At 58.6% G+C, this 21990-nt stretch carries 23 protein-coding genes; 18 read left to right on the top strand and 5 right to left on the bottom strand.

The features are described from left to right. Positions 1-149 precede the first annotated feature (149 nt). Both KI787_01930 and KI787_01925 read left to right on the top strand, forming a co-directional pair. Positions 150-2000 (top strand): CocE/NonD family hydrolase, encoded by a 1851-nt coding sequence (locus tag KI787_01930; GenBank protein MBV6628691.1) that lies wholly within the window; start codon positions 150-152, stop codon positions 1998-2000. A gap of 168 nt (positions 2001-2168) precedes the next feature. After that, positions 2169-2597 (top strand): hypothetical protein, encoded by a 429-nt coding sequence (locus tag KI787_01925; protein ID MBV6628690.1) that lies wholly within the window; start codon positions 2169-2171, stop codon positions 2595-2597. 22 nt (positions 2598-2619) lie between these two features. Here KI787_01925 and KI787_01920 read toward each other — a convergent pair whose 3' ends face one another. The 3 genes from KI787_01920 to KI787_01910 all read right to left on the bottom strand — a co-directional run bounded on the left by KI787_01920 (position 2620) and on the right by KI787_01910 (position 5240). Continuing rightward, complete coding sequence (locus KI787_01920) at positions 2620-3498, bottom strand: hypothetical protein (GenBank protein MBV6628689.1); 879 nt, start codon at positions 3496-3498, stop codon at positions 2620-2622. Positions 3499-3723: 225 nt separating this feature from the next. Further along, positions 3724-4437: a hypothetical protein gene (locus KI787_01915; protein ID MBV6628688.1), complete on the bottom strand. Its 714-nt coding sequence runs from the start codon at positions 4435-4437 to the stop codon at positions 3724-3726. A 26-nt stretch (positions 4438-4463) separates the two neighbouring features. Next, positions 4464-5240: a ferredoxin--NADP reductase gene (locus KI787_01910; protein MBV6628687.1), complete on the bottom strand. Its 777-nt coding sequence runs from the start codon at positions 5238-5240 to the stop codon at positions 4464-4466. A 162-nt stretch (positions 5241-5402) separates the two neighbouring features. Between KI787_01910 and KI787_01905 the strand changes: the two genes are divergently transcribed. From KI787_01905 to KI787_01885, 5 genes are all read left to right on the top strand, one after another. Then, positions 5403-6464 (top strand): hypothetical protein, encoded by a 1062-nt coding sequence (locus KI787_01905; protein ID MBV6628686.1) that lies wholly within the window; start codon positions 5403-5405, stop codon positions 6462-6464. Continuing rightward, entirely contained in the window at positions 6461-8443 is a 1983-nt protein-coding gene (locus KI787_01900) for a TonB-dependent receptor (GenBank protein MBV6628685.1), read from the top strand. Before KI787_01905 ends, KI787_01900 begins: the two co-directional genes overlap by 4 nt. Further along, positions 8440-9804: an HmuY family protein gene (locus tag KI787_01895; protein ID MBV6628684.1), complete on the top strand. Its 1365-nt coding sequence runs from the start codon at positions 8440-8442 to the stop codon at positions 9802-9804. Before KI787_01900 ends, KI787_01895 begins: the two co-directional genes overlap by 4 nt. Positions 9805-10029: 225 nt before the next feature. Continuing rightward, entirely contained in the window at positions 10030-11274 is a 1245-nt protein-coding gene (locus KI787_01890; protein ID MBV6628683.1) for an FAD-dependent oxidoreductase, read from the top strand. Positions 11275-11281: 7 nt separating this feature from the next. Then, positions 11282-12079: a class I SAM-dependent methyltransferase gene (locus tag KI787_01885; GenBank protein MBV6628682.1), complete on the top strand. Its 798-nt coding sequence runs from the start codon at positions 11282-11284 to the stop codon at positions 12077-12079. Between the two features lie 18 nt (positions 12080-12097). Here the strand turns inward: KI787_01885 and KI787_01880 are convergent, their stop codons facing one another. Next, positions 12098-13108, bottom strand: coding sequence for a threonine/serine dehydratase (locus KI787_01880; protein MBV6628681.1), 1011 nt, complete (start codon positions 13106-13108; stop codon positions 12098-12100). 459 nt (positions 13109-13567) lie between these two features. Here KI787_01880 and KI787_01875 point away from each other — a divergent pair, with 459 nt between their 5' ends. The 11 genes from KI787_01875 (at position 13568) to KI787_01825 (ending at position 21083) form a co-directional block, all read left to right on the top strand. Continuing rightward, a complete protein-coding gene (locus KI787_01875; GenBank protein ID MBV6628680.1) occupies positions 13568-14299 on the top strand; it encodes a hypothetical protein in 732 nt (243 codons plus the stop codon). Positions 14300-14349: 50 nt separating this feature from the next. Then, complete coding sequence (locus KI787_01870) at positions 14350-15816, top strand: protein kinase (GenBank protein MBV6628679.1); 1467 nt, start codon at positions 14350-14352, stop codon at positions 15814-15816. An 83-nt stretch (positions 15817-15899) separates the two neighbouring features. Beyond that, on the top strand, positions 15900-16463 hold the full coding sequence (locus tag KI787_01865) for a transposase (GenBank protein MBV6628678.1): 564 nt from the start codon (positions 15900-15902) through the stop codon (positions 16461-16463). A 13-nt stretch (positions 16464-16476) separates the two neighbouring features. After that, the gene (locus tag KI787_01860) at positions 16477-16770 is read left to right on the top strand and encodes a BrnT family toxin (GenBank protein MBV6628677.1); all 294 of its coding nucleotides are present in this window, start codon (positions 16477-16479) and stop codon (positions 16768-16770) included. Next, positions 16763-16972 carry a BrnA antitoxin family protein gene (locus KI787_01855; protein ID MBV6628676.1) on the top strand — a complete coding sequence of 70 codons (210 nt, stop codon included), beginning with the start codon at positions 16763-16765 and terminating at the stop codon, positions 16970-16972. Before KI787_01860 ends, KI787_01855 begins: the two co-directional genes overlap by 8 nt. Before the next feature lie 67 nt (positions 16973-17039). Continuing rightward, on the top strand, positions 17040-17501 hold the full coding sequence (locus KI787_01850; protein MBV6628675.1) for a GNAT family N-acetyltransferase: 462 nt from the start codon (positions 17040-17042) through the stop codon (positions 17499-17501). 117 nt (positions 17502-17618) lie between these two features. Further along, the gene (locus KI787_01845; protein MBV6628674.1) at positions 17619-18251 is read left to right on the top strand and encodes a hypothetical protein; all 633 of its coding nucleotides are present in this window, start codon (positions 17619-17621) and stop codon (positions 18249-18251) included. Between the two features lie 109 nt (positions 18252-18360). Then, entirely contained in the window at positions 18361-19122 is a 762-nt protein-coding gene (locus KI787_01840; protein ID MBV6628673.1) for a helix-turn-helix transcriptional regulator, read from the top strand. A 79-nt stretch (positions 19123-19201) separates the two neighbouring features. Beyond that, the gene (locus KI787_01835) at positions 19202-19621 is read left to right on the top strand and encodes an MAPEG family protein (protein MBV6628672.1); all 420 of its coding nucleotides are present in this window, start codon (positions 19202-19204) and stop codon (positions 19619-19621) included. Next, positions 19618-20646, top strand: coding sequence for a carbon-nitrogen hydrolase family protein (locus KI787_01830; protein ID MBV6628671.1), 1029 nt, complete (start codon positions 19618-19620; stop codon positions 20644-20646). Before KI787_01835 ends, KI787_01830 begins: the two co-directional genes overlap by 4 nt. After that, positions 20643-21083, top strand: coding sequence for a hypothetical protein (locus tag KI787_01825; GenBank protein ID MBV6628670.1), 441 nt, complete (start codon positions 20643-20645; stop codon positions 21081-21083). Before KI787_01830 ends, KI787_01825 begins: the two co-directional genes overlap by 4 nt. Before the next feature lie 118 nt (positions 21084-21201). Here the strand turns inward: KI787_01825 and KI787_01820 are convergent, their stop codons facing one another. Then, positions 21202-21888 (bottom strand): TetR family transcriptional regulator, encoded by a 687-nt coding sequence (locus KI787_01820; protein MBV6628669.1) that lies wholly within the window; start codon positions 21886-21888, stop codon positions 21202-21204. Positions 21889-21990 lie beyond the last annotated feature (102 nt).

Below are 21990 nucleotides of genomic sequence, written 5' to 3'. Positions count from 1 at the left end.
CAAGGTCGCCCAGCGCAGCCCAGCACCGCCCAAACGAACAACGGAGCCGTGTCAGTCAGAACCCACACAGCAGCGCGCCAGTTTCTGGCTTACAGGGCCAAGCATCTTCATTACGCTGCGTTGCGACATTGGGGAGACAACGACCGATCATGAATACGCTATTGCGCTTCGGCCTTGCTGTTGCCATCACAACATTGCTCGCAGGCTGCCAGGGGGGCAGAGACGCTGGAGTAGCCTCCAGATTGGACGAGCAGGACACGCTTCCGCAAGAACGCGCCAAACAATGGAGCGATTATCAGCGAGATGCGCAATATGCGGGCGTACTGCGTGAGAATGTGCTGCTGACCATGCGCGATGGCGTTCGTCTTGCGGCCACCATTACTCGCCCGGTCGACGACAACGGCACAGCAGTCGGTGACGCGTTGCCAGTCATTATGACCTTCACGGCCTATAACGCAGGCCTCAGCCAAACCATCTTCAATGCCGATTATTTCGTCGAGCGCGGCTACGTTCATGTGTATGTTGATGAGCGCGGTACTGGTTCCTCTGAAGGCACATGGAGCAGTTTTGGTGAAGCCGCCCAGGCCGATTTCGGCGAAGTTCTGGAATGGACTGCGCAGCAGGACTTTTGTGACGGCAATATTGGCACCTACGGGCCGAGTTACATGGCCATCACCCAGTTTTTTGCCGCACGTCACGCCCATCCCGCACATAAAGCCATGTTCGCCATCGTGCCCATGGCCGATGCTTACCGCGACATCTTCCTGACCGGTGGGCAGGTCAACGCCGGCTTCATTCCACTGTGGGGTGGCTTAGTCGGTGGCTTGGCCGCCCTGCCCGTAGTCAGCTTGATGGAAGACCCGGAGGTGGGCGTTAATGCCTTGCTTGACCACGTCACCGGGTCACTATTGACCTTTGCTGTGGCGGAGATTGCCAACGCCGTCTTAGGCAGTGCCAACCAATACGATGGGCCTTTTTGGCGCCTTCGCTCCCCCATAGAGTTTGCCCAGGATCTGCGCATCCCCACCTTCATTGTCGGTGGCAATAATGATCTTTTCCAGCGTGGCCAGCCCCTGCTCTACGAGGCCATGCGCAACAACGCTCCCACCAAGCTACTCATGGGGCCATGGACTCACTTGCAAGGCTCCTTCGGCGAAGGCTTGCCCGCACAGGGCATTCCCAGCCTGGACAATATTGCGCTGCAATGGTTTGACCGCTACCTCAAGCAACAGCGCAATGGCGCTGAGAACCAACCCGATGTCACGCAATATGTGTATGGGGCTGAGCAGTACCGAACCAGTCGAGATTGGCCTCATCCCCGCATGCGGCCGCGTCGGCTTTATCTGCAGGCCGGCGGCGGCCTTGATGCAGCGCCCCCCACCGACGCAGGAACAGATCTGGTCTTACAACAGCCGGTCAATGGCCTTTGTTCCATGAGCGCCAGCCAGTGGACTGCCGGAGTTATTGGGTTGCTTCCCCTGCCCTGTGCCAGCGATAACCGCATCACCGAGTTGTTGGAGGCCACTTACACCAGCGCACCCCTGGAAGCGCCGCTGTATGTGAATGGGCCAATACAAGCCAATATCTGGATCAGCACCACGGCTTTGGACGCGGGTTTGGTTGTGCGCATCACCGATGTCGCCCCTAATGGTCAGTCACGCGAGATCACCAATGGCATCCTGACGGCCTCGAAGCGAGCGGTGGACCTTGCCCGTGGCCGCCGCATTGGCGGCGTGAGCCTACAACCCTGGCATGTTTTTAGTGAAGACACCGAACTACCGGTGATTCCTGGTCAAGCCATGCTCATGCAGGTCGAGGTATTCCCCAGCAGCTTCGAGATTGCACCGGGGCATCGCTTGCGGGTCAGTATTGGAGCCTCGGACCTCCCTCATGGGCTACCGCCAGTCCCTGATTTGCTCTCCGGCCTCATAGGTTTGCTCAGCGTGCATAGTGGAGCCGAGCAGCCTTCGCATGTAGTGCTGCCGGTGGTGCAACGCTAAAACCAAACTAGGGGCGGTTCAACTGCTGCCTTAGAGGCATTATGGCCAATGGCACAGGCTAACCTTGGCTTGCGTGGCCGTTAATCTCTATTGCAAGCGCTCGCCCGACCTTCGCCATGCGACCATGGTCTTGACCTTTGCTTTGCATGCGAAGCGCAGAATAAGACCATGCCAAGATCCCCAGAACAGAGTCTGATCATTACTAACCTGAGCGCCTGCCCGGATAACTTGGGCTGCCATGGTCAAACTTTGCAACTGCTTCTGGGCGCGCAGCTGCTGCGCTTGGATGAGGCTGGCCCGAATTCGGTCGGTGCAGCTTGGTCCGAACAGCAATTGGCTTCCTGGGATCAGCTCTCCCCCCCGGTGCAACTGTTCTTCGAGTCTTTAACCTGGGTGGGCTTGGATACCCAAGCCGCATGCTTAGAAACTCTGAACCGAAACCCCTTTCGTATTCGTCTACCGTGGCGGCAGCGCAGTCATCCTTGGCAACATGGGCGCCTGCAACCTCAGCGCCTGTATCGCTACTCCGGAGACGGATGCTGGTATGCCTCGCGCATGCTGCCGCGGACAAACTCCCAAGCGAGCGTTCTTCCCTAGAGGATGAATTGGCGCCAAACCTTCATTGCCTGGGGTTCAGGTCACAGATGATGGGTTGATGATCAAAAGCGGTTTCATCGCTGGGCACCCCAACAAAGCAATCACCGGAGTAAGCATCGCTAGCGATGTGGTCGATGTTGATCAGATTCAGGTAGGTGGGCGTGGACAGTAGCCCCACGGGCGTCACCATTTGGAACGGCAGGTTGGGCCCAACAAATTCATTCCAGCGCGCAGCACTTGCGTCAATCAAGGCAAAACGACCAGGGTCGGTGTTCAGATCTCCCATGACGAGGTTCTCCACCCCACCAACCGCGGGCTGACCACTGCCATCTAAAAGGTCTACGAAGATTTGCTCAAACTGCTCCACGCGGCAGCTTTGATCCTCCAGTGTGACCCCAGAGGTCCCGTGCACGCTCACCAGGGTGAGCGCCTGACCATCTCGTCGCAGAATGCGTCCGCGCCCAACCCTTGTGCCACCCCCGCAATCATCACTCTGCCCACCGTCCAAGCCATTCAGACACAAAGCCGTGGAACAGCCTTCAAAGCGACCGAAAGAGTTATGTACAGCGGCGCATTTATCCGGACGGTTTTGATGACAAGCCACCTGATACTCCGGCCCTAGTATTTCTTGAGCAACGCTGGGGTCCCCAGACTGCCAACGCTCACAGATGAAGCCGGCATGATGCTCCGGCGGAATTTCAGCACAAAGAGGCGGGTGGAAGACTTCCTGTAAGGCCACCACAGCTGGTTTTTGGATCGCCATGAACGCTTTGACGTCCGCGATCAACGCCAGATGGGCGAGCCCCGTTCCATACCATTCACTGGCAGTGTCGGCGTCGGCACAGCTGTAATCGGCATTGCTATTGTCGTCGCAATCGGGGGTGCCCGCATTAAAAGTCATGACGCGTGGCTGATTGAGGTCTAGCACCACAGCCTCCCCATCCGCAGGACGCCCTCCTCCACACGCAAATAGACTCAGCGCTGAAACAAGAGCAAGGATGAGCTTCCCAACAACGGGAGGAGCCGAAGGGTGAGAGTTTTGCGCAGATGCCATGGTGGCCATGCTAAAGCCTGGATGTGACCAATCGACGACAGTACGCTGCCCTCAGCGAGGGCTTGGCGTCAGCTAAGCGGGTTTGTTTCGGCCCCGTCGCCAGGCAAAGAACAAAAGGCTGGCACCACTGACGACAAAGGCCAGAGTCGTACCCGCAAATACCACGAGTAGCGGATGATTGAAGTCATCACGCTGGCGGTAATCCATGATGTGGAGCATCCACATCCAGTCGAATATCCGCCAATAACGATTCCGCCGCGCGACGACTTCTGCACTGAAGGGGTCGACATACAAAGCCGTTCTACGTGCGTCCGTCAGTTGCACTTTCCATAAGGGTAGCTCGCGCCCCCGGTATTCGGTGCCAGCCGTCTCCACCCATTCCACCTTTTCCACAGTGGCCGATGCAGAATAATCCGCGAGGGCTACTGCCACCGCACGTTCCTCGCTCAGTGGAGACCACAGCTGAGCATCTTCCGCGTGAATCAGCCAACGCTGCTGATTCGCATTGGCAAGGTAAAGCGGCTGATTCAAACGCGTTTCCAGATGCAAGGACTGCACTGGCTCCGTAACACCCGCTCGCTTTAAGGCTATTTCCGGAGTAAGAATGTGCTCCCAGTTCAGGCTGGCTTGCGGCTGCTGGGCGCGGCGGTCAGCCCCTCGCACACGCTCTAGGTTCAGGCTGGCCATGGTTAGACCGCCGAGTACCCAAAATAGCAACTGCACGCCAACCACGGCAGCGAGCCCGCGATGCAAAGCCCGGCAGCGCCGTTGCCAGAGTGCGGACATGGACTGCGTCTAAGACCTAGTGTCCCCTAGCTCTCGACAAAGGCCCGCTCGTAAACGTAGTCGCCCGTATCGCCAATGAACTTGGACACCTGAAACCCGTGCTCGTCCAGAATGTGGCGGAAATCGGCCAGCATGCTGGGGCTGCCGCAAATCATGGCCCGATCATGTTCGGGGTTAATCGGGGGCAAGCCCAGGTCTTTGCACATTTTCCCAGTGGCTAGCAGCTCGGTCAGCCGGCCTTGATGGCGATAAGGCTCCCGCGTGACCGTGGGGTAATAACGCAACTGTTTGCGCACCATCTCACCGAGGTACTCGTGTTCGGGCAGCTCTTTGGTGATGAAGTCGTGATAGGCCAGATCCGACACCCGGCGCACGCCGTGCGTAACAATCACGGTCTCGAAGCGCTCGTAGGTCTCCGGGTCTTTGATGATGGAGATAAACGGCGCTAGACCGGTACCGGTGGCCAGCAAATACAGGCGCGGCCCGGGATTGAGGTCGGAGATCAGCAGGGTCCCTGTGGGTTTCTTCGAGAGCATGATCTCGTCACCCACCTGGATATGCTGCAGCTTGGAGGTAAGTGGCCCGTCCTGGACTTTAATGCTGAAGAACTCTAGCTCCTCCTCCCAGTTGGCACTGGCGATGGAGTAAGCCCGCATGAGCGGCCGGCCCTCATGCTCCAAGCCGACCATGATGAATTGGCCGTTCTCAAAGCGCAGGCCGGGATCCCGCGTCGTCCGGAAGCTAAAAAGGTCTTCATTCCAATGATGAACGCTCAGCACGCGCTCGCGACGAAATTTATCCATGGGGCGAATTGTAGAGCCTTGTCTCTTATTCCGAAAGGTTCCTATAACCATCCTGTGTCATTTGTTCTAAGCATATGAACACCGGCGCTTTGCAACAGCATAACGGCGTACTTATAATGCGAATCGTTCCTATTGCCATTTGCTTTATTGGGGAGCCGACACATGCCCACCTTTTCCCGCCGCCAAGCACTGCTCCGTAGTGCTGGTGCACTTGCCCTAACCGCTGTACTCAGCGCATGCGCCGTACTGCCGCAAGGTAGCCAAGACACCGCATCTGACACCAAGCGTGAACAAGACCGCGCCGCCATCCTCGCCATGGTGGGTGAGTTTGATGTGGACTTTCGCTTTGAAGAGACAGCCGCGCTGACGCCCGGCTATGAGCTGAAAAAGCCCTACCACGCTACCGCCACCGAGATCGTCACGGTGTTGGAGAGCGAGCCGGAGTTTATTTCTCTGCAGCACATCTTGGTCACCGGCGAAGACGGCAGTGTGGTTAAGCATTGGCGTCAAGACTGGCACTACGAGCGGGAGGTGGTCTACCGCTACCTTGGTCCTATTGATGGCCATCAAACCTGGGTGCCCGAAGAACTGAGCGAGGCCCAATCCCGTGGTGCCTGGGTGCAAACGGTGTGGCAAGTGGATGATAGCCCCCGTTACCAAAGCGTTGGCCGTTGGCACCATGGTGACAATTGGTCGCGCTGGGAAGGCGACGAAACCGGTCGCCCCCTACCCCGCCGGGAATGGACCAAACGGGATGACTACGACGTTCTGGTCGCCCGCAACGTGCACCTGCTCACACCCGCTGGTTGGCTGCATGAACAAGACAACATGAAGCGCGTACTGCATCCACGCGAGGGCGACAGCGTCACCAGCGATGTTCTAGCCCGGGAACGCGGCTTCAACGCCTATGTGCGCAGCGACGCACACGACATGCAAGCCGGATACGACTACTGGGACAAAACGAACAGCTTCTGGGCGGACGTACGAGCCTGGTGGAACACCCAGATGGATGGTTCGCAACCCGTTCAACTAGCCGTGAGCAAAGACGAGCGCACCCTCTGGGGCAAGATGTTCGCCATTGCGGGTCTGGTCTACGCCGGTCAAGTCGAAGGGCCGGAAGACTGGAATAGCGACATGACCACGGCGTTGGAAGAACACACTCGACTGGGTGATGCCGTGGTACTCACCCCCGTGGCCAACACCCAGGTCGCTAGCAACCCGTGATCAAACTCTGCCTCAAGGGCGGCACTGTTGGTGCCGCCCTAGCCTTGTTGTGCCCCATGGTCGGGGCGCAGCCTGCTCCTTATGCCACCATCGCCTTAGAGGAATCGGATGACCCTCAATCCACGCTGGAAGACAGCGAGGAAGCAGGTCAATCGACGGAAGTCGCACTGCAAACCATCGTAGTAACCGGTACCCGTACCGAAAAAACTCTGGATGAAAGCCCGGTGGTGGTTCAGGTGATTCCGCAGGAGCGTATTCGTCGTAGCGGCGCTACCGACGTAGACGAGCTTCTACGCATCGAGCCCGGCGTGTACGTGGTGCCCCAAGCAGGGCGCGGCTCGCGCATTGAAATGCAGGGTCTGAGTTCCGAGTCGGTGCTCATTCTGATTAACGGCCAACGCATCAACGGGCGTATCAATGGGGCGGTGGACCTGCGCCGGCTCAAAACCACGAATATCCGCCAGATCGAAATTGTGAAGGGCCCAAGCTCAGCCCTTTATGGCTCCGATGCCTTGGGCGGAGTCATCAACATCATTACCAATGGCGCCTTGCAACCCGGTGAATTGGTGGCTCGTGCGCAAAGCTTTTCGCGGGATATCAGCCTGCGTCAGGGCCATGAATGGGAAAAGCTGCGCTTGGAAGCCACCGTGGGCGCGGTCGAGCAAGATAGCTACAACATCGATGGCAGCCGCGCGCAAAGCGATGGCCTGGACAGTGAAGCCGCCTTTGGCCAGCTTCAGGGCCGCTGGTTCAGTGGTGAGCGCAGCCATGTGGATATCAACCTGGAATACGATATCGAAGACCAGGCCCGCGACCTCAGCGGTACCGCCGGGCGCCAGCTGCAAACCCGAAAACGTATCGAGGACTGGCGCATAGGCCTCAGCCCGCAATGGCAGTGGGACAGCGGCGACCTGAAAACCAACCTGCGCTTTTCCCGCTACGACGACCAATTTGTGCAAACCCAAGATGGCAACCCCGATGCCACCCTGGACGAACGCACCATCGACGATCTGTTTGTGGCCGGTGCTCAATATGATTGGCAACTCGGCGCACGCACACTGAGTATTGGCGCCGAATACCAGTTCGAAGCCCTCGAAGCCGACCGGCTCAACGTGCCTGGGGAGCGAGACCGGCAGGCGGTATACCTTCAAGATGATTGGGCCCTACGCCCCGGCCTCACCGTGGTGTCTGGTCTGCGCTATGACCGCGACTCCCAATTTGGTGATGCCCTCACCCCCAAACTTGCCCTGCGCTGGGACCCCAGCCCCAGACACACCCTGCGCGCCTCCTATGGCGAAGGCTTTAGGGCACCGGACTTCAAACAGCTACTGCTGCGCTTTGAAAACACCAGTGTGGGCTACCGCGTGGACGGCAACCCCAATCTGCAACCCGAACGCAGTCGTAGCTTTCAGCTGGCCTGGACCTGGATGCCCCATTACGCCTGGACCTTCTCCTTACAGCCCTACGCCACCTTGGGTGAGGACCTCATCGAAATCGTCACCTCCGAGCCAGGCCCACCCACCATTTTCACCTACCAGAACGTGCAAACCGCCCGCATATTCGGCGCCGACGCCCTGCTGGCCTGGGAACCGCAATCCGCCACCCGCTTGGAGTTCAGTTACAGCCGGCTGCGCACCGAAAACCGCAGCAATGGCGGCGAACTCAGTGGCCGTGCACCCCATCGCTTCGGCTTACAGGCCCGGCACCGTGTGGGCGAGTTTGAAGCCGTACTCCGCTCGCAATGGGTGGACGAGCGGATCTTCAACTTGGAGCTAGACAGTGGCGGCCCACCCACCGCGGCGGGTACGGCGCCCGACTACACCCTGCTGGACCTGCGCTTGGAATGGCAACCCAAGAGCCTGCTTCCAGGGTGGACCCTCGCAGCCGGCGGAGAAAACCTGCTGGATGCCGGTGACGCCCAGTTTTTACCCATCGCCCCCCGTCAATTCCTCATCGAAATTCGTAAGGAGCTGCTATGAGCCAACACACTCCCCCATTCCTGGCCCTGCTGTCCTCACTGTTTATCGTCGCCTGCGCAGGTGACATTTCCCCCGTGGGCACGGGCAGCGATCCTGCTCTGGGTCAATCGGACGACCTCCCACCACTTTCCCAACGCGGCGGCCCGCAAATCCAAATTTCCCAGAACCCCAATGGCTTTGTCAGTGGCGTGGTCAGTGCCAATAGCGACACCTGGATTTACCTGGATCTGGAAAGCCAAACCCAGGTGTTTCCCGCCGACCCGGCCCAAAGTGAGGACTGGGACCTGGCCTTTAACGGCAGCAACATCGCCTTGAATGGCGGCGCCAGCGGCAACCCCAATGGCCAAGAGGTGGTGGTTTACGGCGATAAGGAGCCCGAAGGCACACCCTATCCCTGGGAAGACATCACACAAGCACCACCACCCGGCGCGGTGGAGTATGTCACCGACACCACCGAAGAGGGCCCGCTAGAGGCCTTGATTCCGGGCCTGCCGCCACTGCTCGGCGGTGGTGACATCAACTACGCCATGACACGTGTTCCCGCGGCCGACCAGGAACCCGACCCCGCAACGGGCGCCGGTGATTACGGCTGGTATCGCGACAGCGGCACTGCCAGCGGCAACATGATTAGCCCCCGCGAAAACGCCGCTTTTATCATGCGCAGCGTGGAATGCCGTTACTACAAACTGCGCATGACCGGCTACAACGATGCCCAAGGCAACCCCGGCTTTCCGGCTTTTGATCTAGACCAAATCAGCGGGCGCGAGTGTAGCTCGGCGGCTGCCGAGGGCGGCCCGGCACCCCAAGGCCGGGTGGAATTTACCGATGCCGGAGATGGCCAAAGCCAGCGAGTCACCGCCAATGCTTCCGATGAGCAGCTGTGGGTGTACATCGACCTGCTCAACGCCGTGCAGGTACAGCCCGATAATGCCGACAGCAACTGGGATCTGGCTTTCCGGCGTACCGACATCAAACTCAACGGAGGCTCCTCTGGCCCGGCCAATGTCGGCATTCACGACATGCTGCGCGAAGATTACGCAGCCCTTGCCGGGGTACCGGCAGATGCCAACTTCCATCAAGACACCGATTCCGGCCTGGCCATGGTGACTCAGCCCCCAGCCGAGAACACCGGCCGCGCGGCATGTGGAGGGATTGATAGCGATTTCGGCTGGTACTACTACAGCGGCTTCTGCGATGACGGCAACGGCATCCACCATATTTCCGCCCGCGATGTGGTGTATGTGGTACGTGGCCGCGACGGCAACAACTACAAGCTGCAAATGCGTGAGTACTACGACCAAAACGGCAGCCCCGGCTATCCGCAGTTTGTGTATGCCGGCATCAGTGGTCGCGGCCTGTAATTACAACCACACACACTTTTCCGGAGGATGCGGGCACCCCATCGCCAAAAGCCAGTCAACATCACATGCCTTGTCCTGAATGGTCGGCTGGAGTCCCCCCAGTCTCCTGCGCGGCCACTTTGGGCAACACATGTGTGTGAACTGGCAGTGGGTGCCCGCGTCATTTAGGGCCTGGCCATTAGTAAAACACTTGACGCCAGCTCTCACCCTGAGCAGCCTTGGCGCATGCGAATCGCGATTATTGGCAGTGGGCTGTCTGGCCTGACCGCCGCCTACCGACTTGGGCAACACCACCACATCAGCCTGTATGAACGCCACCCGCGATTGGGAATGGCCGCGCACGGCCTTTCTTTTGGTGGCGCCCGCGTAGATATCCCCCTGCGGGTGATCTACCCCGCCTACTACCCCAGCCTGCTAGCGCTATACGCCGATGCCGGCATTGCCACCACGCCCACCGATTACTCAGCCTGTTTTTGCGATGTGGAGGGCCAGAGCTATTTTCGCTACCAGAACTGGCGCCCCCTGCCCCAAGTCTCGCTGCCACTGGTGCCAGCAGGCGACCTGCTTAGCAAGCCCGGTCGCCATATCGCCACCGATCTTGGCCGTCTACTGCTCACTCATCACCGCACAAGTCAGCTGCCCAGCGCCGATGTGGCGCTGCAGGATTACCTGACCGAGCGCGGCTATAGCAGCGGCTTTTGCGAGCAGTTTCTCTACCCCAGCTTTGCCGCCATTCATACCTGCGACTTGCAGCATATTCGCCAGGCCCCGGCGCGCGAAGTCATTGATTACTTACGCCGCGGTATCCTCCACAGCCCCGTGCATCGCACCGTGTGCGGCGCCGATACCGTGGTGCAAACTCTCAGCCAAAAGCTGCACAGCCTGCATCTGGACTCCCGCGTTTCTGAGGTGGAGGCCACCGCCGAAGGCGTGCAGCTACGTCACGAAGATGGCAGCGCCGAAGACTTCGACCACGTCATTCTGGCCACCCCTGCCCCGGTGTCGGCGGCATTACTTACCAAGCGCCACAGCGCCGAGCGCCAGCTGCTACAGCAGTTCGAGTATGTGAACAGCCGCGTGGTGGTGCACAAAGACGCCAATCTTATGCCGCAAAAATCACGCGATTGGAGCAGCGTGAATTTTCGAGCCGACCGCCAAGGCCAGCGCCCTATGGCCACCATTTGGCTGAATCGCGTACTGCCGGTGCAGACCCAGGCCGAAAACGTGTTCCAGAGCTGGAACCCCTTGTGCGAACCACGCCGTATCGAGGCCGAAGCCGAATTCCCCCGCCCCTTAATCAACACCCGCAGCAGCAAAGCCATTGCCAGTCTTCAGGCCGCCATGCGGCAAAGCCCCAGCCAACGCCGGCTGTGGTTCTGCGGCTCCTATGCGGCGCGCGGCGTGCCCTTGCTGGAGAGTGCTTGCGCCTCCGCCGAAGCCATTGCCCAGCATTTGCTCTCGCCTCAATGAGCGTGGCATGAGTGCTGTGGCTATCGAAGAGGCTCTGAATCAAGAAAGCAGCACGCCTACAGCCTGGGCCAACCTGGGCCTATGGGAAGCTGGTGATATTTACGCGGCCGCCGCCGAGCGCCTGGCCTGCACCGTCGCCGATGCCGCGAAGCTCAGCGCCGGGCACAAGGTCTTGGATTTGGGCGCCGGGTTAGGCCAGCAATGTGCGTTGTGGCACTCGCGCTATGCCGTGAACTCCATCACGGCCATCAACCCCGACACCACTCAAACGGCCTCCTTGCAAGCGCACTTGCAGTCATCGGATCAACTCATTGCCCAGGCCGCACCGCAGGCGTTAAGCAGCTTGCCCGCACAGTCGCTGGATGTGGCCCTCAGCGTCGATGCCGCTTATTTCTTCCCGCAGCGAACGCAACTACTGCGCGAGCTCGCGCGGGTGCTGCGCCCCGGCAGCCTTTACGCCTGGACCGACATTGCCCGTAAGCAGGCCACCAAGCCCCTCACCAAACTCAGCAGCGGCCTGGCCCTAAGCAGTTTGTCTTTGGCCGGTATTGATGCCCAGCAGCTGCAAACCCCTGCAGAGCTGAACACCCAACTCAGCACCTTAGGCTGGAAGCTGGAACACCAACGCGATCTCAGCAGCCAGGTATTCACGGGCTTTTGCCAGTGGTGGCAACACTACCGCCGGCAGTACACCCTGCCGCGTAGCCTGCGCCAACGCTGCGCCCTAACCGCCGCGGCCCTCCAGGCCAACCAGCGCTTTGGCTGGTGGAGTTATATGCTCTACGTGGCCCGCACGCCCGGCTAAGGAAAGCGGTCCCACAGGCTAAGTAAAGATGGCGGGGCGCTGCCGGCCACCTTCGGCCAAACACTGGGCATATAGCGCCGCATCCACATTCGAGCCCGTCAGCACCACCAGCGTGGTCTTATTTGCCAAAGACAGCTTGCCGGCCAACACCGCGGCTAATGCCACCGCCCCGCCAGGCTCAACCACTAGCCCCAACTCCTCAAAGGCCCATAACATGGCCTGCTGCACTTGTAGGTCGTCTGCCACCACACCGCCGGACAAATGAGCCTGCAAAATCGGCCAGATCAGGCTGCCAGTTTTCGGCGCCAGCAGAGCATCACACAAACCCTGCTCCGGGCCGGTATTGGCCAACAATTCTCCCGCCGCCAAAGAACGCGCCAAATCATCATGGCCGGCCGGCTCCGCCCCATACAACCGGGCCAGCGGCGTCTGCGCCTTCACAGCCGTCGCAATGCCAGCGAGCAACCCCCCACCACTACAGCACACCACCCATTGATCCGGCAGGGGCGCACCCTGCTCCGCGCATTGCTCTAATACTTCCAGGCCCAAGGTCCCCTGCCCGGCCATCACATCCGCATGGTTAAAGGACGGAATCAATGAAGCGCCCGTTCGCTCAGCAATCTCGCCCGCAATCTCTTCGCGCGACTGCTTCCCGCGTTCATACAGCACCAGCTCCGCACCAAGTGCCGCCGTACGCGCCCGCTTGATGGCCGGCGCATCCCCCGGCATCACAATCGTCGCCGGCACCTTCAAGCGCCGCGCTGCCTCGGCCACGGCCTGGGCATGGTTCCCCGATGAAAAGGCCACCACACCCTTCTCACGCTGCGCGGACGATAAACACAGCAGAGCATTCATCGCCCCTCGCAGCTTGAAGCTGCCGCAGGTCTGCAAGCCTTCCGCCTTGATCAACACCCGACCACCCACTGCAGCATCCAAGGCCACGCTGCTCAGCAAAGGCGTACGCACCAAATGCCCCTGAAGGCGACCAGCAGCAGCCTGAACACCCTGAGCAGAAATCGCGAAGGTCATCTGGAACACTTATAGCGGGTAAGCCGAGAGCATAGCGATACCGGACCAACAGAAGCTCCACGTAGGGGGTGCCACCCCGCTCAAAACCCGCTACATTGCTCCGGGAAGGACAAAATTGTGGATTGCGTGGAATAAGAATCAGATGAGGCGCGCATTAGTCAGTGCAGCGGAAGCGATCACGCTCAGCCGCTGATTGGAGGGGCTCTTGACCATGTATGAACGCCGAAGCGTCGCGATGCCAGGCAAAACGCTGGGTCTGCCCGCATTTAGGCGGACTGGCGGTGAGCGTTATACGGCCAGTGGCCACCTAGCACCGGTGGTGAAACCGCCTATGCACACTGAGCAAGTGACCACAACATACCGCACGGATAGACCCGACGGGATTAGGGGGTCAGCGCGTTGGCATTCAGACGGCCGGAGTCCGTCCAATTGTTGTCGTGCGCCCACAGAGCGCCTCCCATGAAGCACTTCAAAAACTGCCCCCTGTGGGTGATCGCGTTCTTCATGACTATCGCAGAGGCGGCAGCTGGGTACGCGGTCTCTCAGACTGCAGGGACTGCGCAGAGTCTGCTCTTGGGGTTCTTTATCATCTATCCGATCTTGGTCACGCTAGGGTTCTTCGTCGTGCTTTGGCGAAAGCCCGCGAATCTCTACGCACCGTCGGAGTTCGCAGGCCTGTCACCTGGCGAATATGCGAAGGCTCTGTCAGGACTGCCGAGTGACGCGGCGCTCGCAGTTGAGAATGCTCAGAGGAATCCTTTCGATGAAGATGCCGTCTTCAAGCTTCTGGATACGCTCTTGCCTGAGGAGATCAAACAGCACCTGATTCTGATGGCGAACAAGGGAAATGAGCTTGTCCTTCCGGAGCCGGACGAACTCGGGCACACACACCGGTATCAGATCATACTGAAGGGGCGCGGAATGGCCGGCGGCCTATTTTCCCCTTACAAGTTTATCTCGAAGTTGTCGGGCACCGATTTTGTTACGGTCTCAGACTCTGGACGTCGAGTGCTGCTTTCTGCTCGAGGTCAAAGGTTTGTCAGCTGGCTGCGAAACCACGAGCGCGAAGCAGAGACGTTTGAGTCAGACCTAGGCCGATGGGGTAAGGAGCAGACTTGGCGTGAAGTTCTTTCGGAGCGTATCGAAGCGCACAACAAGTCGATCAAGACGAGCGCCGAAGGCAGCGCCTGAGCTTGTGCGTTAGGCACCCAGTGAGCGCTGGTCGGTTAAACGGAAAGGTTATGGAGAGGAAAATCCGCAAGTGCAATGGTCGGAGAGCTGGTGAGCTAGTTGGAAGCTGGCAACTGGACTACCTGCTAGGACGTGGCGGTAATGGTGATGTTTGGAGAGCTAAAAAAGCCGGCGAGGCCGCCGCGAACTATGCTGTAAAGTTCTTGCACAAAACCGACTCTGAGTCTCGTGCACGATTCAGAGTGGAAATTGATACTCTCAAAAAAATTGGGCCAACGGCCGGCGTTGTCCCTATCGTCGATTGTAACAATCCGCCAAACGAAGCGGCTGAGGTGCCTTGGTTCGTTATGCCATTGGCTCAATCCTTCGAGGAGTACAAGCTGCATAAATCCAAGGTTGATCTCGCAAAAGATTTCGTAAGCTTGGCTCAGACTCTTCATGAACTTCACCAACAGGGGTATTCGCATCGAGATATCAAGCCCGCAAATATTCTCTTTTACGATAATCAGCTGTGCTTTTCAGACTTCGGCTTAGTCAAGTTTCCAGAGCGAGAAGACCTTACTCCCCAAAAGCGTGATGTAGGTGCTAAGTTTACGATGGCTCCAGAGATGCGGCGAAGGGCGGCTGATGCAGACGGCATACGTGCTGACGTCTATTCTTTTGCAAAAACGCTTTGGATCGCTATTACAGGCGAAGACCTTGGCTTTGATGGTCAATACAATCCTGACTCAGTTCTTGCATTAAGAAGTCACCTTGAAGGTTTGTACACCACTCCCCTCGACCGGCTATTAACCGAATGCACGGACACGGACCCGAACCGAAGGCCCAGCATGGCCAGCGTTCGGGATCGCATTAAGGAATGGGTAGCACTTACAGAAGATTTCTTTAAGAGGAATCAGCTCGAATGGGTAGAATTGACCAACAAGCTATTCCCCTTTGGCGCCCCGGCCCGTGCCTCTTGGTCGGGAATTGACGAGATTTGCACGGTTCTTTCCGCCATCGCTGACGCGCCGAGTTTGAATCACATGTTTTATCCTTCGAAGGGCGGAATGACCCTCCTAGGGGCTAACAGATCACATGAGCCAGGAAAAATAGAGCTTTTGGTGGGGGTGAAAAAAGTAGAAATCCTCGAACCTCGGAAGCTTTCCTACGAGTCATTTGGCGCAGACTTAAACTGGAGCTATTTCCGCCTGGAAGCTAAAGAGATCGATCCTTCTGGTGTTGAAGATGCTGTCTATGCAGATGGCATAAGCGAGGAACTCACGGAAATTTCTCCTGGGAAGTACGTTCCGTATCGGCATTGGGACTATGGAGAGCTAAATGGTCAGCCGCTGCCGGATAGTGCGAGGCCTGTCACAAGGTTTCTGGAGGGTAGCTTCGTGTTTTTCAGTACCTCATCGGCCTACAACCAAGCCCCTGAGACTTATGACGCGCGACACAACAATATGTCAGAAGATGTGTTTCGGGCTTATGTTGAGCGGAGTGCAAATGCTTCGCTAGCTGGGGAGGCTAGGTAAATAGGGACGCACCACCATTTCCCACGCGTCCGGTCTCTCGTTCCCTATTCGTCATAGAGGGAGAGCCTCTTCCTATTCTCCCCATGCCCCGACGTGCCAGACTCGTCCTCACCGGATACCCCCTCCACATCATTCAGCGCGGCAATAACCGCTCCGCCTGCTTCTTCGCCGACGAGGACTACACCCGCTACTTGGACGATTTGCGCGAGCTTGCCGAGTTTTTCGCAGTGCATATTCATGCCTACGTTCTCATGACCAACCACGTGCATTTGCTGGCGATTCCCCACACCGACCGGGGAGCCTCCAATATGATGCGCCGGCTAGGCCAGCGATACGTGCAATACATCAACCGCATCTATGGTCGCAGCGGCTCACTGTGGGAAGGACGGTTCCGCTCTGCCATCGTTGACTCTGAGGCCTATCTTCTTAGTTGCTATCGCTATATCGAACTCAATCCCGTTCGGGCGGGTATGGTTCCGCACCCAGGCGACTATCCTTGGTGGAGTAATCAAGCAAACGCCAACGGTGAACCAAATACGGCCCCAACACCTCACCACCTGTACTTGGACCTGGGCCCGTCTGCTGAAGCACAACGGGAACAATTAGGTGTGAACAGTCTAGGAAGATTGCGCGTAAATACGTTGTAGTTATACTTGGTGTATGAGCCACCTCGAGTTCGAATGGGACACCGCGAAAGCAGAGTCCAACCTCAGGAAACATGGCGTTTCATTTGAGGAAGCTCGTTCTGCATTCGCTGACGAGTGGGGTCGGTTGATCAACGATCCCGACCATTCTGACGTTGAGGACAGGTTCATCCTTCTCGGTCTTAGTGCCAAGTTTCGGGTTTTGGTGGTTGCCCACTGTTACCGGCACGGAGACACCATTCGCATCATTTCCGCCCGTAAAGCCGAAAAGCGAGAGTGGAAGCAGTACCAAAGGTTCCGGCATGCGTAAAAACTACGACTTTTCCGAATCGTCTAAAAACCCTTATGCCAAGCGCCTGAAGAAGCAGGTCACGATACGTATCGACGAAGAGACAATCGCCTACTTCAAGGACATGGCTGAAGAGAAAGGGCTGCCGTACCAAAGCCTCATCAATTTGTACCTGCGTGATTGTGCGTCAACGCATCGAGAGCTAAAGCTCGAATGGACGTGAAACCTGGGGACTTACCAGCGCTTTCCTCGAATAGCGCCTCTCGACTCCGCCCATACCCTGCAACGCAATGATCACAATCACCCAGGACAAGATCGAATCCGAGGAATCCCGCGAGTTGGTGGCTGAGCATCTGTCCGGCATGACGGCTAATTCGCCGCCGGGTCATGTGCATGCTTTGGCTTTGGATGCCCTACGGGCGCCGGGGGTTAGTTTCTGGACCGCCAGTATTGATGGCGTCCTGTGCGGCTGTGGCGCCCTCAAGGAGCTGCACCCTGCTGCCGGGGAAATCAAGTCTATGCGCACCCGCTCGGCCTTTCTTAAACGCGGTGTCGCACAGGCCTTGCTGGACACCATCATTCGAACGTCATTGGAGCGCGGCTACGAGGCGCTGTTCCTGGAAACCGGCAGCGGGGAGAACTTCGAGGCAGCGCATCGGCTGTACACCCGCAACGGGTTTCGCTTTTGCGGCCCCTTCGGCGACTACCGCTCCACCGACTTCAATGTGTTTATGACGAGGGCTTTGGTGTGAAGACGATCAGTAAATGTCGGGGCTATCTTTCCACCATTCTGGCGGTGTACGGACACCGTGCTGGCTGACGCTGCGAATTGGCTGCCCGCGATTGCTTGGGCATTGGCGATGCTGGCCATGTTTAACGTAGTTGGTGCATTCCTCGCTTTCGTGGTCGGCTGCATTCGCATACTGCTATTGCGCAAGCTCCCCGTGCATCTCAGTGAAAACCGCGGAGAGCAAGGCTGGCTGTTCATGGCCTTTATCGCTGCCGCTCTGGGCAGCGCTTCCCTCCTCGTCATACCGGCTTACCAGGGCTCGACTTGCAGCTTGTCGATCTCGGATGTTCAAGGCGCAGGTAGCGTTTCTTATGAACTCACACAAGGGCCGAATGGTGAGGCTGTAGTGAGACCACATTGGGAAGATGGCCAACCGGAGGGCCAGAGCTCGGCGGAGGTTAGTGCTCATTGCGAAAACACCAGCAGTGCGTACTACCAAACCAATGGAAGCGATGTGATAGCGCCTTTCACCGTTCCCATTGTCTTTACGCTGATTCCCTGGTTGTTTTTTAAGCTGCGGCCCCGCCCCCTGGTGGAATGCCTGATGGCGATGTTCTTGTCCGCACTGTTGTTCGCAAGCGTCTTTAGCCTGTGGGGCTTGGCGTTTAGCCCCAGCGCCTTATTCATGCTATGTGCGGCGTCTGTCGCGCTGCGGTCGGGGCCAGCCATCTCTTCGAAGAGCATTGTGGCGCCCCACCGCGATACGAAATGAGTGGCTCTTCGGAATCTTGCCAGCCTCGATCAAGCTCCGCGACGCAAGCTTGAATGCCGGCGCAGACTAGAATAAGACACTGACCAGCCAGCGCACGACATCCGAGACATTGTCTGCATCCAGCCCACCCACGATTCTGCTTGGACCGCGCAGCCTCATCTATGTGGGGCCGCTGGGGCGTGGCCTGCCCCACACTCATGCGGCCAATGTGGCGCTGGTGGCCCTGGACCGGCCGATGCTCATCCGCGAACCCGAGGGCGATTGGGTGGAGCATTTTAGCGCCCTGATTCCCGCTGGCACCCGCCATGAACTGGATCCACAGCAGGGCCGCTGCGCCGTGATCTATTCCGATGTCCATTCGCCTTGCTGGCAGGCTATGCAGCCCCTGCAGTCGGCGCAGGCCTCACTCCCTCACATCGATGCCCTCAAAGGTGCATTGACGGCGGTGGCGGAATCACAGGCCTGGACATCCGCCTTGGAACAGGGTTTGGATAGGACCCTGCGGAACACTCTGGGCCCGACGCCCGACACGCAAAGCCGCTTACAAGCCGCTCTGAGCGAACACCTGCAGCACTGCCAGGACCTGCGGCTGGAAGACTTGGCTGCGCGCATGAATCTTTCCACCAGCCGGGTGCAGCATCTGTTTTTGCGCGAACTAGGTGTGGGCTTTAAGCGCGTGCAGCACTGGGCCCGCTTTCGCATCGCCGTCCAGGCGGTAGGCCAATTGGGCACGCTCACCGATGCTGCGCTGGAGGGCGGCTTTAGCGATTCTTCGCATTTCAGCACGGCCTTTCGCAGCATGTTTGGCATCAGCGCCCGGGATGCCGGAATCATTCAGGGTGGCTTCAGGCTCTGGACCACCCCCTGGTAGACCGCAACAGATTTCTACAAGTCGGCCCTGAACCGCTGCGGCAGTCTTATTCCCATCAAACACTTGTGGAGACACATCCATGTTGACCCAACCGGTTTTGTTGATCTTGAGCCTGTATGCCCTGCTCACCCTGGCCCTGGTGGCTGTGGTGTTCGGTTTTCGCAGCCTGCAGGTGATTCTGGGACGCTCGGCGGCCAATGTCTGGGCCCGCAGCGGGCCGGCGCCTGAGCCTGCCTTTGTGCAACGCGCCCATGACGCCCACAAGAATTGTGTGGAAAGCTTTGTATTGTGGCTAGTCGCCCTCCTGCTGATCAGCCAAAACCCAGCCAGCTTGGAGAACTGGGCCTGGTTGCTGCCCTACCTGTTTGGTTTGCGGCTGGCCCAGTCCTTCACCCACCTATTGGGAACCACGTCCCTACTGGTCTTCGTACGCGGACTCTTCTTCGCCGGGCAATTGATCGGCTTGGGGCTTATTCTGCTTCTAGGGCTGCTGGCATGAGCATTAAAGCCGCTGCCATCGCCCTGCAGACCCGCGTGGGCGATGTCCCCCACAATCTGGCGCTGGTAGAAAAAATGGTGCAGGAGGCCGCCGCCAAGGGCGCCCGCATCGTGGCCCTGCCCGAGTTCTTCACCAGTGCCATCACCCCGGATGATCGCCCCTATGCGGCGGTGTTGGGGGAGCAGAACGCCGCCGTTGATCTGCTGCGAGCACTGGCCCAGCGTCATCAGATCTGGATTGGCGGCTCCCTGCTGCAACAGGCCGGCGACGAGATCATGAATCGCTATGTGCTGGTCGAGCCGAAGCAGCAGGTCCATACCCACGACAAGGATCTGCCCACCATGTGGGAGAACGCCTTTTACCGGGGCGGCCAAGATGCCGGTGTCTGGGATACCGAGTTGGGAACGGCCGGTGCGGCTATGTGCTGGGAGCTGATTCGTCAGCAAACCCTGCGCCGCATGGTCGGTCGCGTGCAATGGGTGATTACCGGAACTCACTGGTGGACCCTGCCCCTCAACTGGCCGGGCCTGGGGCCCAACAGTCTGCTGCTGCGCGGCCTGGCGCGGCGCAATGCCAAGCTCAGTGAAACGGCTCCATCCGTCTTTGCCCGCCATTTGCAGGTGCCGGTGATCCAGGCCAGCCATTGCGGCCACTTTGAAGGGCGTTTTCGACTGCTGGCCGGCACTAAGCTCTCACTGCCCTATCGCACGCATTTTGTGGGCGCTACGCAAATCGTGAATGCCCAGGGCGAGGTCTTGGCCATGCGCCGCACCCAGGAAGGACCGGGCATTGTCTATGCCGATATCAACATCCCCACTGCCGCGCCGACCACAGCCAAAGCCGGGTCCGGGTTCTGGATACCGCGCCTGCCCTGGATCATGCAGCAATACTGGGATCAACAAAACTGGGCCAACCGGCCGGTTTATGATCGTCGCGGCCGAGACTTGGGCCTCGCTGCCGCCAAAAACAATGCTGCGCTAAATGCGTCTTCGTCTTCACCATCGTCAACGAGAAAATCCGCATGAATCATCTTCCCAGCGCTGATCACTTTGCCCTGGTCTCCGCCGGTGTGTTTTTGCTGGTCGGCATGCTCACCGGCATCTGGAAGTATTGGCACATGATGCGCAGCGAGAATGCACAGGCCCCCACCTATGTGGATATTTGCCATCGCACCGCGTTGATGTATGCCTTTGCCTGCCTGGTTCTACAGCAGCTTGCCCTGCACAGCCGCTGGTCCGCCGGGGTGAATCTGGCTGCCGTCGCCATCCCTATTCTGTGGTTTGCCAGCGCCGTCTTTGCCTACGCAGTGCATGGCTGGCTGCAGGACACCGACAACCAGCTCGAACGCCCGCACCGCTTAGGCTCCATGACCATCCCTGGCAAAATCATCAGCGTTTACATGATGCTGCTGATCGTGGGCGAAATTGGTGGCACCTTGGTACTGTTGGCTGGTGTTCTCTAAGGCCCTGAATTAGGTCCAGACAGCCTATAGTCGCGGGCTCGGCAGTTAAGAAACCGGCCCGCGCTGGCATTCCCCAATGAGCACGGCCCGCCCCTACTCGTGGGTGCTGTTTTCGCGCCTATACGGCCGGCTGGATCAGATCGGCACCGCGCTTTGCTGTGTGCGAGCTGTTTTGAGGTTTCCACGCAGGAACTGCCAACAAGATGAGCCGCAGCTGTTTCTCCGCTAACTGCACCAATTCCTTTTCACCCGCCTTATCGCTGGGCTTACGCTCCAGAATTTCTTCCGCCACAGCCACCATGCTGTTGATCATGAGGCTGGAGATCATGTGCAGGTCTTCTACCGGCCACTCGCGTAGGTAAGGGAACCTGGCCAGCTCAATGGCCAGCTCCGCGTGCACCAAGCGAATCTCCCGCCGAATGGCATCGCGCACCACCCCTCCCCCAGCGAAGCGCTCGGCGGCAATAAAGCGAAAGCGCGCGCGGTGAGCGCGAACATGCTTGATTAAAGACTTCATCACCGTGCCTACGGGGTGATCGGCCGTGCTCAGATCATTACGCACATCGGCGAGTATCTGACGCAAGCCGCGAAAAGCTTCCTCTACCAGCGCTTCGCCCAAGGCATCCATGGATTCGAAATGCCGGTAAAACGCGGTGGGGACGATACCCACGGCGCGCGTCAGTTCACGCTGTGACAAGCCGGCGAAGCTTTTTTGCCCATCCAGAAGTTTAAAGGCGCCATCAATGAGTGCGCGACGGGTGTCACCGCGGGGCCGGCGCTTGGGCTTTACAGGGTTCTCGCTCATGGCCGAAGTGTAGACAAAGCCCGCCACAAGAGCCAGCAACGTTCACAGTCCATTTAGGGCCTAGGCCCCACTCCCCCTACGCTTGAAACTATTTTGTGTACA

It is taken from the genome of Oceanococcus sp. HetDA_MAG_MS8 (assembly GCA_019192445.1).
Taxonomy (GTDB): domain Bacteria; phylum Pseudomonadota; class Gammaproteobacteria; order Nevskiales; family Oceanococcaceae; genus MS8.
The sequence above is the reverse complement of the archived record's forward strand: the minus strand, read 5'-3'. Positions and strand labels throughout refer to the sequence as shown.